This is a genomic window from Micromonospora sp. C28ISP2-4 (assembly GCF_030519385.1).
GTDB classification, from domain to species: Bacteria; Actinomycetota; Actinomycetes; order Mycobacteriales; family Micromonosporaceae; genus Micromonospora; species Micromonospora tulbaghiae.
Window position 1 is genome coordinate 592,336 of sequence record NZ_JAUMKG010000002.1, and the last position, 14,981, is coordinate 607,316.

12 protein-coding genes are annotated in these 14,981 nt (G+C 72.4%); 5 read left to right on the plus strand and 7 right to left on the minus strand.

Annotation, left to right across the window (positions count from 1 at the left end):
• Position 1: 1 nt before the first annotated feature.
• The 4 genes from Q3W68_RS11500 to Q3W68_RS11515 all read right to left on the minus strand — a co-directional run bounded on the left by Q3W68_RS11500 (position 2) and on the right by Q3W68_RS11515 (position 4,467).
• Positions 2 to 619 (minus strand): ATP/GTP-binding protein, encoded by a 618-nt coding sequence (locus Q3W68_RS11500; RefSeq protein WP_013288586.1) that lies wholly within the window; start codon positions 617 to 619, stop codon positions 2 to 4.
• Positions 600 to 962 carry a DUF742 domain-containing protein gene (locus Q3W68_RS11505; protein ID WP_013288587.1) on the minus strand — a complete coding sequence of 121 codons (363 nt, stop codon included), beginning with the start codon at positions 960 to 962 and terminating at the stop codon, positions 600 to 602. The genes Q3W68_RS11500 and Q3W68_RS11505 overlap by 20 nt, the downstream gene beginning before the upstream one ends.
• Before the next feature lie 62 nt (positions 963 to 1,024).
• Entirely contained in the window at positions 1,025 to 1,432 is a 408-nt protein-coding gene (locus tag Q3W68_RS11510) for a roadblock/LC7 domain-containing protein (RefSeq protein ID WP_013288588.1), read from the minus strand.
• Entirely contained in the window at positions 1,429 to 4,467 is a 3,039-nt protein-coding gene (locus Q3W68_RS11515) for a sensor histidine kinase (protein ID WP_302905416.1), read from the minus strand. The genes Q3W68_RS11510 and Q3W68_RS11515 overlap by 4 nt, the downstream gene beginning before the upstream one ends.
• A gap of 447 nt (positions 4,468 to 4,914) precedes the next feature.
• Between Q3W68_RS11515 and Q3W68_RS11520 the strand changes: the two genes are divergently transcribed.
• On the plus strand, positions 4,915 to 6,096 hold the full coding sequence (locus tag Q3W68_RS11520) for an ABC transporter substrate-binding protein (RefSeq protein ID WP_302905417.1): 1,182 nt from the start codon (positions 4,915 to 4,917) through the stop codon (positions 6,094 to 6,096).
• A 166-nt stretch (positions 6,097 to 6,262) separates the two neighbouring features.
• On the opposite strand, the gene Q3W68_RS11525 is transcribed toward Q3W68_RS11520, so the two are convergent.
• Together Q3W68_RS11525 and Q3W68_RS11530 are read right to left on the minus strand one after the other, a co-directional pair.
• Positions 6,263 to 7,033, minus strand: a complete 771-nt coding sequence (locus Q3W68_RS11525) for an ABC transporter permease (protein ID WP_302905692.1) — start codon at positions 7,031 to 7,033, stop codon at positions 6,263 to 6,265.
• A gap of 166 nt (positions 7,034 to 7,199) precedes the next feature.
• Positions 7,200 to 8,228: an ABC transporter substrate-binding protein gene (locus Q3W68_RS11530; protein WP_302905418.1), complete on the minus strand. Its 1,029-nt coding sequence runs from the start codon at positions 8,226 to 8,228 to the stop codon at positions 7,200 to 7,202.
• Positions 8,229 to 8,513: 285 nt separating this feature from the next.
• On the opposite strand from Q3W68_RS11530, the gene Q3W68_RS11535 reads away from it, so the two are divergent.
• The 4 genes from Q3W68_RS11535 to Q3W68_RS11550 all read left to right on the plus strand — a co-directional run bounded on the left by Q3W68_RS11535 (position 8,514) and on the right by Q3W68_RS11550 (position 13,325).
• On the plus strand, positions 8,514 to 9,296 hold the full coding sequence (locus Q3W68_RS11535) for an ABC transporter ATP-binding protein (RefSeq protein WP_252449605.1): 783 nt from the start codon (positions 8,514 to 8,516) through the stop codon (positions 9,294 to 9,296).
• Positions 9,297 to 9,298: 2 nt separating this feature from the next.
• The gene (locus tag Q3W68_RS11540) at positions 9,299 to 10,249 is read left to right on the plus strand and encodes an LLM class F420-dependent oxidoreductase (RefSeq protein WP_302905693.1); all 951 of its coding nucleotides are present in this window, start codon (positions 9,299 to 9,301) and stop codon (positions 10,247 to 10,249) included.
• Entirely contained in the window at positions 10,246 to 10,554 is a 309-nt protein-coding gene (locus Q3W68_RS11545) for a cupin (protein WP_073828925.1), read from the plus strand. Before Q3W68_RS11540 ends, Q3W68_RS11545 begins: the two co-directional genes overlap by 4 nt.
• Before the next feature lie 74 nt (positions 10,555 to 10,628).
• Positions 10,629 to 13,325 (plus strand): hypothetical protein, encoded by a 2,697-nt coding sequence (locus Q3W68_RS11550; RefSeq protein ID WP_302905419.1) that lies wholly within the window; start codon positions 10,629 to 10,631, stop codon positions 13,323 to 13,325.
• Between the two features lie 47 nt (positions 13,326 to 13,372).
• Here the strand turns inward: Q3W68_RS11550 and thiC are convergent, their stop codons facing one another.
• The gene (gene thiC / locus Q3W68_RS11555) at positions 13,373 to 14,965 is read right to left on the minus strand and encodes a phosphomethylpyrimidine synthase ThiC (RefSeq protein WP_302905694.1); all 1,593 of its coding nucleotides are present in this window, start codon (positions 14,963 to 14,965) and stop codon (positions 13,373 to 13,375) included.
• Between the last annotated feature and the right edge of the window lie 16 nt (positions 14,966 to 14,981).

The following is a 14,981-nucleotide window of genomic DNA, read 5'->3' on the forward strand; positions in this document are numbered from 1 at the left end:
GTCAGCCGACCGAGGCCGGGTAGCCGTGCTCGGCCTGGAGGCGGAGCATCGCGTGCTCGACCACGGTGACCAGCACCTGCTTGACCGAGTCCCGCTGGCGGGCGTCGCACAGGACCATCGGCACGTCCGGGGAGATGGCGAGCGCCTCCCGGACCTCCTCCAGCTCGTAGTGCGGCGCGTCGCCGAAGCGGTTCAACGCCACCACGTACGGCAGCTTGCGGTTCTCGAAGTAGTCCAGCGGCGCGAACGCGTCGGTGATCCGGCGGGTGTCCACCAGCACCGCAGCGCCCACCGCGCCCCGGATGATCTCGTCCCACATGAACCAGAAGCGGGTCTGGCCCGGTGTGCCGAACAGGTAGAGGATCAGGTCCTCGGCCATGGTGATGCGGCCGAAGTCCATGGCGACCGTGGTGGTCTCCTTGCCCGGCACCTTCGACGCGTCGTCGATGCCCACGCCCGCCGCTGTCATCAGCGCCTCGGTGGTCAGCGGCTGGATCTCGGAGATCGCCCCGACGAGCGTGGTCTTGCCCACGCCGAAGCCACCCGCGATCACGATCTTCGCGGAGATGATCTCCCGGCCGCGGTTCACCCCGTCGGGGTCATAGTTCGCGAAGTCCACTTAGCACCCTTCCAAGCAGGTTCATCCGCGCCGCGAAACCCGTCGCGGGAGCGGCAGTGTGTAGCGTCAGCAGGCCCTCGGCCACCATGTCGGCGACCAGCACCCGGGTGACGCCCAGCGGCATCCGGGTGTAAGCGGCGATTTCCGCAAGCGACTGCGCCCGGCCCTCACAGACCGAGGAGATGCGGTACTTGTCGTGCCCGGCGAAGCGCGCCTCGGCCGACTGCGTAGGCGTGCTCGACAGCACCGCTTCGAGCGCGATGTTCTGCAACGGCTCGGTACGGCCCCGGGTGACCGCGTACGGCCGCACCAGCGCGCCACGTGGATCACGTCGCGGGTCCATCTCGCGATCACCTCCCCTCGTTCGGAGCCGTACCGGCTCCGGTCATCAGCTCTCCCGTCCGATCAGGACCGGACCGCGTCCCTCGGCAGCGGAACCAGTGCCTGGCCGACCCGCTCCACCAGCAGCGCCATCTCGTAACCCACCTGGCCGACGTCGCAGCTGCGCGCCGCGAGCACGGCCATCGACGAACCGTCGCTGATGGACATCAGGAACAGGTAGCCGCTGTCCATCTCGATCACGGTCTGCAACACTCCGCCGGCGCTGAACATCCGCGCCGCGCCCTCGGTCAGGCTCACCACGCCGGAGGTGATCGCGGCGAGCTGGTCGGCCCGGTCGCCGGGCAGGTCCCGGGAGGAGGCGAGCAGCAGCCCGTCCGCGGACACCGCCACCACGTGCGCGATGCCCGCAACGCTGTCGGCGAAGTTGGTGAGAAGCCACCCCATGTCCTGCATGGCCGCCGGCCTGTTCATCGGTTCGTCTCCTTGGTCGAGGTGCTGTTCAGGTCGGCGCCGGCCGTACGGCCCCGCTGGACGCCACGGTGGTAGGCGGAGAGCAGACCCCGTACCTCGTCCGGCGTGCGCCGGCTGCGGTCCCGGCCGCTCTTCGGCTCTATCCCGCCGGGCACGAGCTGGGCCTGTGGCACCCGCTTGGGCAGGCCGGAGCGGGTGGTGCCGCCGGTGGTGGGCTCCGCGGCACGGCTGGCCCGCGACCAGCCCTCGTCGGCCGCCGTACGCCAGGCCTCCGGGTCGATCGACGGCGCGGGCGCGGGTGCGGGTGGCGCCGGGGGCGGCGTCGCGGCCGCCGGCGGCGTGGACGGCACCTCCGGCGGGCTGTACGCGGGCGGCGTGGTCAGCCCCGCCGCCTGGGCCCCGGGGGTGCGGGTGGGCAGCTTCGGACGAGCCGACGCCGCGGGGGGCGCCACGGCCGGCTGCGCCGGCGCGGGCGGCTCGTCGAACGTGGGACGGGTGAAGATGGTGGTCTCGTCCTCTCCGTGCGAACGGAACCAGACCGCCTCCATCTCACGGAATATCGGCGCCTCGGCCCGCTGCTCGGGCCGGGCCACCACCGGCGTCGCCGGGGTGCTCTCCACCGCCGGCGCCGCGGCGAGCGGCTGGTAGGCCGGAGGTGCGGCCTGGGTCGCGGGTTGCGCGGTCTCGACACCCGGCGTCCGCTTGGGCAGCGGGTCGAGCGCCGGGTACGCCACAGTCGGTCCCCCGGCCGACCAGCCCGCTCCGGAGACCGGAGCCGGTGCGGTGGCGGGCGCCGCGGCCACCGGGGCGCCCGCCACTGTGGGCAGCGCGCCGGTCGCCCCACCCAGCTGTACGGCGGGAGTGGTGTCGCGCGTCTCGCCGGGCGTCTGCCACCGGGACGGCGGTGCGGTGGTCGCGCCGCGCCACCCGTCGGCGAGCGTCGCGGTGGCCGCGCCCCGGCCGGCACCGGCCAGCGCGTCGGCGGCGCCGGCCTGGCTGAGCGGCGACTGCTCGACGGCGAGCGGCTGACGCGGCCGGGTCAGCGGGGCCTGGCCCCGGTTGGCCGGCAGCACCACTGTCGAGTTCGGCAGCGTGACCTGGGCGACGGTGCCGCCCTCGACGTTGCGGCGCAGCTCGACCCGGATCCCGTACCGGGAGGCGAGCCGGCTCACCACGGCCAGACCCATCAGCCGGAACGCGGCCACGTCGACGGTCGGCGGCGCGGCCAGGCGCCGGTTGAGCGAGTCGAGCTGGTCGTCGCTGAGACCCAGACCGCGGTCCTCGATCTGGATCAGCACGTAGTCGCGGATCCGGCGGCCGTCGGCCACCACCGTGGTGTTCGGCGGCGAGAACCGGGTGGCGTTGTCGAGCAGCTCGGCGACCAGCCGGACGACGTCGTTGACGGCGTGCGCGGCGACCGAGATGTCGGTGTCGACGGTGCCGAACTCGATCCGGTTGTAGAGCTCGACCTCGGACTGCGCGGCGCGCAGCACGTCGACCAGGAGCGCGTCGTCGCGACGCGGCACGGCCGAGTCGGCGCCGGCGAGCACCAGCAGGTTCTCGTCGTTACGGCGCATTCGGGTGGCCAGGTGGTCCAGCTCGAACAGCTGCGCCAGCCGCTTCGGGTCCTCCTCGGAACGCTCGATCGCGTCCAGCTCACCGATCATGCGGTCGACCAGGCTCTGCGAGCGGCGGGCCAGGTTGAGGAACATCGCCGAGACGCTCGTCCGCAGCGCGGCCTGCTCGGCGGCGACCCGGACCGCCTCCCGGTGGACCACGTTGAAGGCCACCGCCACCTGACCGACCTCGTCGCGGTTGCTCAGCTTGATCGGGTCCCGTACCTGCTGGACGATCTCGTCCACACCGCCGTCGCCGATGGCGTTCACGTTCTGGAGCCGGCTCACCGCGTCCGGCAGGTCGTGGTTGGCCACCGCGAGCGCGCCCTCGCGCAGCCGGCGCAGCGAGTCGTTGAGCGAGCGGGCGAGCACCACGGCGAGCGTCACCGCGACCGCGAGCGTGAGCAGCACGAGCAGGCTCTCCACGATCGCCTGCCGGATCACGTCGGCGCGTACCTCGTCGGCGCCGGCCAGCATCTCGTCCAGGAGCTGGATCTCGGCCCACCGCATCAGGTCGTCGACCGCGCCGATGGCGGCGGACGCCTCGTCGCGGGTGACCAGCGAGGGACGGCCGATCGACCGGGAGATGTCGCCGGCGACCCGGTCGGCGAGCTGGACGGCGTCACCGGAGACGGTGCGGTCCACCAGTGCCCGCTGGCTCGGCGTCGCGGTCCGGGAGAAGGTGAGCAGCGCCTCCTGCTGACCGGTGAGCGTGGCCACGAAGGACGAGAACTGCTCCTCGTCGATCTGGCCGCCGTCGAGGGCGGTGAAGGCCACCGCCTGCTCCTCGGCCACCTCGGCCTTGGCGTGGGCGAACGCGGCCACCGCGCGGCGGGCGTCGGCCAGGCTGTCCGCGCCCGTCTGCTGGGCCAGCGCGTCGCTGTACGCGACCAGGTCGTCCAGCACGATGCCGTAGCGCAGGCTCGCCTCGGCCACCGGCATCTGCAACCGGTCCAGCACCTCCTGGCGGGTGCCGTTCAACGTGGACAGGTGGGCGTCGATCACCTTGAGCTGGTTGCTGATCGCACTCGTCACGTCGCCGAGCTTGGCCCGCTCCTCCTGGTACGCCGCGATGCGCTCGTCGGTCTGGCGTACCCGCAGGTTGTACGCGTCCGGCTTCTGGTTCGGGTCGGCCAGGAAGACCGCCGCCGCCATCCGCTCCTTGTGCAGGTCCTGGGTGAGCGCCGAGATGTCGACCGACACCGCGCTCAGCGACCGGACCTGGTCCGCCTCGTACGCGCCCTGGCCGACCGAGATGAGTCGGATAGTTGCCAGCGCGATGACAGCTGCGACCGGAACGACCAGGATGAGGGCGAGCTTGGAGCGGATCCGCGCGTCGCGCAGCCTGGGCAGGCGCCGACGCCGGTTCGGCTGTTCGGCGTTGGGGCTCCCGGGCAGGGTCGTAGGTCCGGTGCTCACGACATCGCCTCCGTCGTTTCTTCCACGCGCGACCCGCTGACCCGTGCCTGGTGCAGCGGCCACCGCCACGCGCGGCACGGCCGCGATTTCATCAGACGAGATCCTGTTTGGGAAGCCGCAGTGAGGCAGGAAACGGTCGCGGCCGACGCATCCCGGGATCCGATCACCTAATACCTTCTTTTCTCCAACCCCCTGATCAGGGGATGTCACTCCAGAGTGGTCACGCGCTTCTGTGCAGTAATTGTCAGCTAATGTTCCGCGTCCCCAGCATGTGGGATGGCTGTCCCGAAACAGCACTCGTCAGCCCGGCTTGACCACAGGCCTCGGCATTGGCAAGGTTTTGCAGGCTTCGCGCACACCGTACGGCAAACCAATCCCGTTCCTCCACTGAGGACGGACGAGCGGCGGTGATCGGGCGTCGACCCGCGCCGCACCTGGAGGACTGAGTTGAGCCCCATCCGCTCCGCGAGCATCGCGGTGCTCGCATCGGCCGTGCTGGCCACCACGCTCACCGGCTGCGGGATCGGCGGGGAACCGCAGGACACCAGCCCCATCGTGATCGCCGCCGACCTGGAACTCTCCGGCGCCTCGGCACCCGTCGGCAAGGTCTACCAACGGGCTCTGCAGCTGAAGGTCGAGCAGTTGAACGCCTCCGGCGCACTGGGCGGCCGGAAGATCGATCTGCGGGTCAAGGACAACCGCTCGGACGCCGCGGAATCCTTGCGGAACATCAATGATTTCAGCGGTGACTCACGCGTGAGCGCCGTCATCATGGGCGGTTGCAACGAATGCGCCGTCGGCGCGGCCCGCACGATCGGTGAGAAGCGTATTCCGACGATCGCACTGGGTTCGTCGAGCGCCATCACCGAGCCGGTGGCCGAGCGCCGATATGTCTTCAAGCTCGCCCCGAACGCCACCGACAGCGCCGCCGCGCTCGCCGGCGAACTGGACCGGCGCAACATCCGCAAGGTGGCGTTGCTGCACAGCGCCGAGGGCTACGGCCAGGAAGGGCTCGCCGCCCTGCGCCGCGAACTGAGCAAGACCCCGGTCAAGCTGGTCGGCAACGAGTCGGTGCGGGTCACCGACACCGAGGTCGGCACGCAGATCAACGACCTGATCGCCGGCAAGCCGCAGGCACTGGTCCTGTGGACCACGCCGGAGCAGGCGATGCTCGCCGCCACCACCGCCCGGCAGAGCAAGTTCCGCGGGTCGCTGTTCTTCGACGCCACGGCCGCCGGTGACCTCTTCCTGGGCCCGTCGGCCCGCTCCACGGACGAGGCGACGCTGATCTTCACCCAGACCATGGTGATCGACGACGTCATCGCCACCACCCCGGCGAAGGCCGCGCGGCGGCAGTGGTTCCAGGACTACACCGCCCGGTTCGGCGGCTACAACGGCTTCTCCTCGTTCGCGGCCGACGCGGTCCAGTTGATCGCCGACGCCGAGCAGCGGGCGGGCGGCGAGCCGGGCAAGGTCGACCGGGAGGCGCTGCGCGACGTGCTGGAGACCTCGCAGCTCGACGGGCTGTCCGGCCCGATCCGGATGACGCCGGACAACCACTCCGGGTTGATGCCGCAGGCGTTGACGACGCTGGTGGCTCGTGGTGGTCGCTGGCGGCTCGCTGGCTGATCGGTTCTCGCTGTGGGTGTGGGCCCCGGCACAACCGGCTCCGGGCGGTCAGGCTTGATCCCTCCGCCGGTTGCGCCGGGGCCCACACTGTCCTGGTCGGCCGCCGCCCGTGGGTTGAGCTTTCCTCCGGGTGTTCGGTCGACGTCGGGTTCTCTTGTCGGGGCTCTCAGCGGGCTGAGGTGGTGGCCCGCACCCAGGGCAGGGCAAGGCGCTCGATCAGGCTCAGCACGGCGTAGAGCACGATGCTCATGAGCGCCACCAGCACGATCGCCGCCCAGGCGGTCGCGGTGTCGCCGACGCCGTTGTACTGGAGGATCTGGTAACCCAGGCCCGGGCGGTCGGAGTAGAACTCCCCGATCACCGCGCCGATCGCGGCCAGCGGCATCGCCACCTTGAGCCCGACGAAGATCTGCGGCAGCGCCGCCGGGAAGCGCACCTTGCGGAACGACTGCCACCACGAGGCGTTGAGCGACCGGCCCAGCTCCGCCAGATCCGCCGGGGTCGTGGTCAGCCCGGTCGCGGTGGAGAGCACGATCGGGAAGAAGCAGAGCAGGAACACCATGGTCAGGATGGGTTTCTGCCCCCAGCCCACGGCCACCACCAGCAGCGGCCCGAACGCGATCTTCGGGACCGCGTTCACCGCCACCAGCAACGGCGCGAACATCCGCTCCACCCGCCGGGAGGCGGCCAGCGCCATCCCGATCAGCACCCCGGCCACCGACGAGAGCAGGAAGCCGAACAGGGTCATCCAGGTCGTGATGCCCAGCGCGGGCAGCAGCACGTCGGTGGTGCCGGCCAGGGACTTCCCCACCGCCTGCGGCGGAGGCAGCGCGGCCGGGTGCACCAGGTTCAGGCCCGAGGTGACCAGCCACCAGGCCGCCACCGCGATCACCAGGCCCAGCGCCGGCAACCCGACCGCCGCCGGGCGTACGGCGATCCCGCGCCGGACCGCCGGACGCGGCGGTGCCTCCGGCCGGGCCTCGGTCGACTGTGTCAACGTGTGTCTCCTCTCTGCGCCGGCCGACGTGACCGGCGGCACGCGAAGGGGGTGCGCCCACCGGGGTGTCCGGCGGGTCGCACCCCCGTTGGCCCGAGCGGGCCGGTCAGGCCTTCGGCGCGAGGTCGAAGTCGATGATCTGGTCCGGGGTCAGGTTCTGCTTGAGCGCACCGGCGCCCTGGAGCAGCGCGATGCTCTTGGCCACCCGGCCGCTGTCCAGCGTGCCGATCGCGGTGCCGGAGTTGCTCGACCGGACGTACGCGGCCATCAGCTGAAGCTCGGCGGAGGCCGCGGCCGGGACGGCGGCCGGCACGTTCTTCTTCAGGATCTCGGCTGCCTCGTCCGGGTTGGCGAGCGAGTACTCCAGGCCCTTGAGCAGCGCGGCGGTGAACTTCTTCACCATCTCCGGCTTCTCCTTGGCGATCTTCGAGGACGTGATCAGCGCGTTGCCGTAGAGGTCCTGCATCACGTTGCTGTACGGCAGGATGACCGGCTTCTTCTTGGTCACCGTCTCCACCGTCGGCTGGCCGACGACGAACTGGCCGATGCCGTCCACGGTGCCCGAGCCGAGCATGCCGATGAGGCCCTGCGCCTCGCCGTTGACCCAGGTCACCTTGCTGCCGTCGATGCCGGCGAGCCGGGCGTACGTCGGGAAGAGGTTACGCACGACGGACGTCGGGGTGTCGGCGAGCTTCTTGCCCTCGAGGTCCTTCGGGGTGGCGATGTTCTTGCCCTCGACCGTGACGATGGCGGCCATGGTGCGCTGCTGGATCGCGGCCACCGCCACGAAGTCCTTCGCCTGGCCGTTGCCGAGCTGGAGGATGCCACCGGTCAGGTCGATCGGGCCGAAGTCGGCCTGGCCACCGGTGATGGTCTGGATCACGGAGCCGGTGCCCTGACCGGGCTTGATGTCGACGTCGAAACCGGCCTCCTTGAAGAAGCCCTTGTCCTTCGCCACCCAGGCGTAGGAGTCACGCCCGAAGTTGCCGAACGAGGTGAGGTACGTCACCTTCTCCAGCGCCGCGCCGTTGCCGCCGCCGCTCTCGGACTTCTCCGAGTCGCTGCTGCAGCCGCCCACCAGGGCGAGGGCGGTGGCCAGAGCCGCGGCGGCGACCGTACGGGTCAGCCTTCTCATCAGTGCACCATGTCCTTTCCGACCAGGACTTCTTCTCCGGTCGGGTCGTGGGTCCGACGGGGTCGGCACGTGGGTTCGGCCGACTGGACCGTCGTCAGGGGACTCTTCGCGCGCAACAGCGTACGAGAAGGCAGATGACCTGCCGCCGCCGTCCCGGTTGCGGAACGGAAACGAAGTTGCGTGACGGAAAGCGGACTGACGTCCACCCCGGACAGTGCTATAAGCACCGTCCGCTACGCTAGCCCGGCTCGCATTGGGGACGACGTGGAAGGGAGCCGGCGGGAGATGATCCGACTGTCCGGGGTGTCCCGCACCTTCGACGGCCGTTCGGGGCGGGTGGAGGCGTTGCGCGGCATCGACCTCGACGTCGCCGAAGGCGAGTTCGTCGCCGTCCTCGGCCGATCCGGCTGCGGCAAGTCCACGCTGCTGCGCATGATCGCCGGCCTGCTGCCGGTCACCGGCGGCGAGATCACGGTCGGCGGCACGCCGATCACGAAACCCCGCCGCGACGTGGCGATGCTGTTCCAGCGGCCGGCGTTGCTGCCCTGGCGCTCCGTGCTGGACAACGTGCTGCTGCCGGTGGAGATCTTCGGCTGGCGCCGTGCCGAGCACCGCGACCGGGCCCGCAAGCTGCTGGAGATGGCCGGGCTGGGCGGCTTCGAGAAGCGCCTCCCGCACGAGTTGTCCGGCGGCATGCAGCAGCGCGTGTCGCTGTGCCGGTCGCTGATCGGCTCGCCCCGGGTGATGCTCATGGACGAGCCGTTCTCCGCGCTCGACGCGCTCACCCGTGAGGAACTCTCCGGCGAACTCCAGCGGGTGCACATGGAGACGAAGGCGACGATCGTCTTCGTCACCCACTCGATCGACGAGGCGGTGCTGCTCGCCGACCGGGTCGTCGTGCTCAGCCCGCGCCCCGGCCGGATCCGCCAGGTGGTCGAGGTGAACGTCCCCCGGCCCCGCACCCTGGGCCGCCACGAACACCTCGCCGACGTCGCGCGGATCAGCGCCGAGCTGCACGAACTGCTCATGGAACGGGACGGCCCGGGCGTACCCGTGGGAGGGCGGTGACCATGCGGGTCTCGGTGTTCACCGAACCCCACCGCGGAGCGGACTACGACGACCAGCTCCGGTTCGCCCGGCTGGTCGAGGAGACCGGCTTCGAGGGCTTCTTCCGGGCCGACCACTACCGGGCCATGGGGGACGAGCCGGCGCTGCCCGGCCCCACCGACGCCTGGCTGACGCTCGCCGCGCTGGCCCGGGAGACCTCCCGGATCCGGCTCGGCACGCTGGTCACGTCCGCCACGTTCCGGCTCCCCGGGCCGCTGGCGGTCATGGTCGCCCAGGTCGACCGGATGAGCGGCGGCCGGGTCGAGCTGGGCATCGGCGCCGGATGGTACGAGCGCGAGCACACCGCGTACGGGATCCCGTTCCCGCCGGTGAGCGAGCGCTTCGACCGGCTCGCCGAGCAACTGGAGATCGTCACCGGGCTGTGGCGCACGCCGTCCGACGAGACGTACAGCTTCACCGGTGAGCACTACCGGCTGGTCGACGCGCCCGCGCTGCCCAAGCCGGTGCAGCAGCCCGGCCCGCCGGTGATCGTCGGCGGCCGGGGACCGAAGCGCACCCCCGACCTGGCCGCCCGCTACGCCGACGAGTTCAACATGCCGTTCAAGAGCGTGGCCGAGACCGCCGCCGCGTACGAGCGGGTGCGGGAGGCGTGCGACCGCGCCGGGCGGGACGCCTCCGGCCGCGCGCCGCTGACGCTCTCCGCCGGCATCGTGGTGGCGATCGGTCGCACCGACGCCGAGGCGCAGCGCCGGGCCGCGCCGCTGCACGTCACGAGCGCGCTGCCGCCGGAGGACCCGGTGGTCGGCTCCCCCGCCCAGCTCGTCGAGCGGATCGGCGAGTTCGCCGCGATCGGGGCCACCCGGGTGCACCTGCGCCTGATCGACTTCGACGACCTCGACCACGTGGAGCTCATCGCCGCCGAGGTGCTCCCCCAACTGGACGGACCGCGATGACCGAACTCTCCGCCGACCTCGAACTCGGCCCGGTGGGCCAGGAGATCGTGTACGAGAACGACCGCGTACGCGTCTGGCACATCCGGCTGGAGCCGGGTGAGCGGCAGCCGCTGCACCGCCACGACCACCCGTACCTGGTGGTGGCGATCCAGGGCGCCAAGAACGTGGTGCAGACGATCGACGGCGCCACGATCGACGCCGACGAGCCGACCGGCGGCGTGGTCTACCGCGACCCGGGCGCGGTGCACATGCTCACCAACGTCGGCGACACCACCTACCTCGCGCGCCTGGTCGAGCTGAAGTAGCCGCACCGGCAGGTTCGCCGCGCCGCGCGGCGGCAAGGTGGCGATCGGGGGCACCGGGCCGTAACGTGCCCGACATGGCCTTTCGGACGTGGGGCAGGCTGCTGCTCACCGCGCTCGGCGTGAGCGTGCTGGCCGGGGCCGGCCAGTTGGGCATCGCGTACGGCTTCGGAGTCGTACGCCTCGACGGCGCGTTCGTGGACGTCTCGGTCAACCGGTGGCCCGCCCAGCTCGTCTGGGTCGGCTGGTTCGCCGCTGTCGCCACGGTCGCCGGAGCCGTCCTCACCGAGCGCTTCGCCCGCCGCGACGACGATCAGGGCGGCACCACCGAACTGCTCTCCGTCGCCGGCGTCAGCGCGCTCGGCGCGATGGTGGTCGCCCCGCTGTGCATGCAACCGGCCCGCGCGGCCGAGCTGGGCGGATCCGTCGACCCGGTCTGGGCCGCCGGCATCTGCGCCGCCCTCGGCGCGGTGGTCGGAGCGGGCGCCGCGATCGCCGTACTGCTCAAGCCGCCGTTCGGCTGGGGCGTGGCGATCACCGCCGGGATCGTCTGGCTGCTGGCGCTGCTCTCCGTCGCACCCACGATCGTCTCCAGCCGCCCGCTCGCCACGGTACGGCTCGGCGTCCTCGAACCCTCCTGGCTCGATCCGGAGGCGGCGCAACGCCTGTCCATGCTGCTGCTGCCGGTGCTCGCCCTGCTGGCCGGCGGGGCGGTCGGCGTACTCGCCCGCCGGGCCGGATGGCCGCCGCTGGTCGGCGGCGCGGCCGGGGCGGCCGGCCCGGTGCTCGTCGCGTTCGCCTACCTGACCGCCGGTCCCGGCTCGGCGACCGACCGCTATCAGGTCGCGCCCTACTACGGCGCGCTGATCGCCGTGATCGCCGGTGCGCTCGGCTCGACCGCCACCACTGTGCTGCCCCGACCGGTCACCGCCGGTGATCCCGACGCCGTCGAGGCCACCGACATCCTCGCGCCGCTGCCGCACTCGTCCACTCCGGGCGTCCCGGCCGCCCCGCCCGCGCCGCCGGTGACGAGCGGCGCCGCCGCGCCGGCGCACTGGAACTGGCCGGAGCCCGGCGGCTCGGCCACGACATCGGCACCGGGCGGTACCGATCTTCCCGCCGCCGATCAGCCGGCCGTCGCGGGGCCGTCCACCGCCGATCAGCCGGCGGGCGACCGTCCGGCCACCATCGAAACGACAACCCACGGCCAGCCCATGCCGGGCCTGCTGCCCCCGGGGCGCCGTACCTCGGCCATCGACGTCCTCGCCGCGGGCCGCCCCGACCCGGACCCGGGTCCGGGCACGGCGCGCCCGGACAGCACCGGTGAGGCGGCCACCACGGAAAGTGCTACCAGTCTCGACCCGGCCGCTACCGGTTCCGGGCCCGGCGACGGCGCGTCCGTGCGGCCGACAGTCACCCCGGCCGACAGCGAGGTCGTCTCCGCCGCCGCCTCGGTCACCGGCTCGGGAGCCGGGACGGGCGATGCCGCAGCGGCACCGGCCCCGGAAGCAGAAGCGCCGACGACCACGCCACGGGTGACCCGGCCGCGCCGTACCCGGGCCAGTCGGTCCGGCGCCACGACCGACGGACCGGCGCCACCCGCCGCACGCCCCGCCGCGGACGCCACCTCCCCGAGCGCCGGTGCGGGCCCCACCTCGGAGGGCACGTCACCGGCCACCGGCGACACCGCCGAGAGCCACGTTCCCGGCCCGCGTACGAACGTCGGACCGGTCACGGCCGACGCGGACAGCGACACCACCGCGGCGCTCCCAACCGAAGCAGCCGGAGACACCGGCGCGACGGGCCGCTCCACCCGCTCCCGGCGTGCCCGCACCCCGAAGGCCGCACCGCGCGCCACCGGCCCGGCCGCCCCCGGATCCGGCCCGGCCGATACCGCACCGACGACGCCAAGTGGGCAGACCGACGCCGCACCGACGGCGAGCGGGCGGACCGGACCGGCCCCGGACACCACGCCGATCCCACAGTCCGCCAACCCGGCCCGGGACGACGCGAGCCCCGCCTCGGCGCCGGGCCACACGGACCCCGGCACGCAGGCCGGTTCCCTCGGCAGCCCGGCTTCCCCCGCTGGCTCGAACGAGGTCGCACCGACCGGGCGTACCGGACGCAACTTCTTCTTCGACGACCCGGCGCCCACCCCGTCGCCCCGGCCCCGGTTCCCGATGTTCGAGGACGTCACAGGCGCGCCGGGCGAGGTACGCCCGGCCTGGCCGATCACCCCGGCTGCCCGCCCGCACCGCGCCACCACCGAACCGGACGCACCGGCCCGGGACGGCGCGGAGTCGAACGTCCCGGCCGAACCGGCGCCGCGTCCCCGCCACCGGGGTCTGCCCGAGCCGGGCGCGAGCACCGGTTGGGACGCCCTCGCGACCAACGCGCGTCCCGCCGGGCCGCTGTCCCGGCCGGAGGCGGGGACCGCAGCGCCGGTCGCCCGGCCGGAGCCGGAGGCGGCCGTCCCCACCGAGGCCGGTGCCGCGCTGCCGGAGGCCGTCTCGGCGGAGACGGAGACGGACTCCCGGCGCGGGCGCCACGCCGAACCGGACGACGCCGACGCGCCCGCCGGGAAGTCGAAGCCTCTGCGCGGTCTGTTCCGCCGCAACCGGGGGGCCAAGGCCGGCCCGGAGCCGGCCGACCGTACGGCCGAGCCCGTTGCCGCCGGCGATGACGAGTACGTGGACTGGGTCGCCGGCCTCGCCTCGGACGACAACGCCGACGACGCCCGCTCGCTGCGTACCGGACGGCACCACCGCGACTGAACGAGCACCCGGGGCGGGCCGGAACGCACGGCCCGCCCCGGCTCCGCTCACGCCAGCGGCAGGTAGACCCGCGACCCGGAGGCGACGAACTCCTCCGACTTGCCGCGCATGCCCCGCGCCGCGTAGTCCTTCAGCTCCTGCGTGATCTTCATGGAGCAGAACTTCGGCCCGCACATCGAGCAGAAGTGCGCGGTCTTCGCCGGCTCGGCGGGCAGCGTCGCGTCGTGGTACGACCGCGCGGTCTCCGGGTCGAGCGCCAGGTTGAACTGGTCGGACCACCGGAACTCGAACCGGGCCTTGGACAGCGCGTCGTCCCACGCCTGCGCGCCGGGGTGCCCCTTGGCCAGGTCGGCCGCGTGCGCGGCGATCTTGTACGCGATCACGCCCGCCTTCACGTCGTCGCGGTCGGGCAGCCCGAGGTGCTCCTTCGGGGTGACGTAGCAGAGCATCGCGGTGCCGAACATGCCGATCATCGCCGCGCCGATCGCGGAGGTGATGTGGTCGTACGCGGGCGCGATGTCGGTGGTCAGCGGACCGAGCGTGTAGAACGGCGCTTCGTGGCACCACTCCTGCTGGAGGTCCACGTTCTCCTTGATCTTGTGCATCGGCACGTGCCCGGGGCCCTCGATCATCACCTGGACGTCGTGCTCCCAGGCGATCTTCGTCAGCTCGCCGAGCGTGCGCAGCTCGGCGAACTGCGCCTCGTCGTTGGCGTCCGCGATCGAGCCGGGCCGCAGGCCGTCACCGAGGGAGAACGTGACGTCGTACTTCGCGAGCAGCGAACACAGCTCCCGGAAGTTCGTGTAGAGGAAGTTCTCCTCGTGGTGCGCCAGGCACCAGGCCGCCATGATCGATCCGCCCCGGGACACGATGCCTGTCACCCGGTCCACGGCGAGCGGCACGTACGGCAGCAGCACCCCGGCGTGCACGGTCATGTAGTCGACGCCCTGTTCCGCCTGCTCGATGACGGTCTCGCGGAACACCTCCCAGTTCAACTTCACCGGGTCGCCGCCGACCTTCTCCAGCGCCTGGTAGATCGGCACCGTGCCGATCGGCACCGGCGCGTTCCGCACGATCGCCTCGCGGGTCTCGTGTATGCGCTTGCCGGTGGACAGGTCCATCACGGTGTCCGCGCCCCACCGGGTCGCCCAGGTCAGCTTCTCCACCTCCTCGGCCACCGACGAGGTGACAGCCGAGGTGCCGATGTTGGCGTTGACCTTCACCAGGAACGCCTTGCCGATGACGGCCGGCTCGCACTCCGGGTGGTTGACGTTGAGCGGCAGCACGGCTCGCCCGGCCGCGATCTCGTCCCGCACGAACTCCGGCGCCACCGACTCGCGGATCGCCACGAACTCCATCTCCGGCGTGACGATCCCGGCCCGCGCGTACGCGAGCTGCGTCGGCCGCTTCCCGTCCACGCCTGCCAGCGGTGTGCCGGCGCCGCGCACCGGGGCGACGTCGCCGCGCTCGGCGATCCACGGCCCGCGCAGCGCGGGCAGCCCCACCTCCGGGTCCGAGCCGGGACCGGAGGTGTCGTAGAGCCGTACCGGAGCGTTGTCCCCGGTCAGCGGCACCTCGGCGAACGGCACCCGGATGTCCGGGCGTGACCCTTCCACGTACACCTTGCGACGTGCCTGCATGACAGCCTCCCTGTCG

What these genes read in the sequence shown, in the direction of transcription:
- Q3W68_RS11505 (WP_013288587.1), bottom strand. Translation starts at nt 962, where the DNA reads ATGGACCCGCGACGTGATCCACGTGGCGCGCTGGTGCGGCCGTACGCG.
- Q3W68_RS11510 (WP_013288588.1), bottom strand. Translation starts at nt 1,432, where the DNA reads ATGAACAGGCCGGCGGCCATGCAGGACATGGGGTGGCTTCTCACCAAC.
- Q3W68_RS11530 (WP_302905418.1), bottom strand. Translation starts at nt 8,228, where the DNA reads ATGAGAAGGCTGACCCGTACGGTCGCCGCCGCGGCTCTGGCCACCGCC.
- Q3W68_RS11535 (WP_252449605.1), top strand. Translation starts at nt 8,514, where the DNA reads ATGATCCGACTGTCCGGGGTGTCCCGCACCTTCGACGGCCGTTCGGGG.
- Q3W68_RS11540 (WP_302905693.1), top strand. Translation starts at nt 9,299, where the DNA reads ATGCGGGTCTCGGTGTTCACCGAACCCCACCGCGGAGCGGACTACGAC.
- Q3W68_RS11545 (WP_073828925.1), top strand. Translation starts at nt 10,246, where the DNA reads ATGACCGAACTCTCCGCCGACCTCGAACTCGGCCCGGTGGGCCAGGAG.
- Q3W68_RS11550 (WP_302905419.1), top strand. Translation starts at nt 10,629, where the DNA reads ATGGCCTTTCGGACGTGGGGCAGGCTGCTGCTCACCGCGCTCGGCGTG.
- thiC (WP_302905694.1), bottom strand. Translation starts at nt 14,965, where the DNA reads ATGCAGGCACGTCGCAAGGTGTACGTGGAAGGGTCACGCCCGGACATC.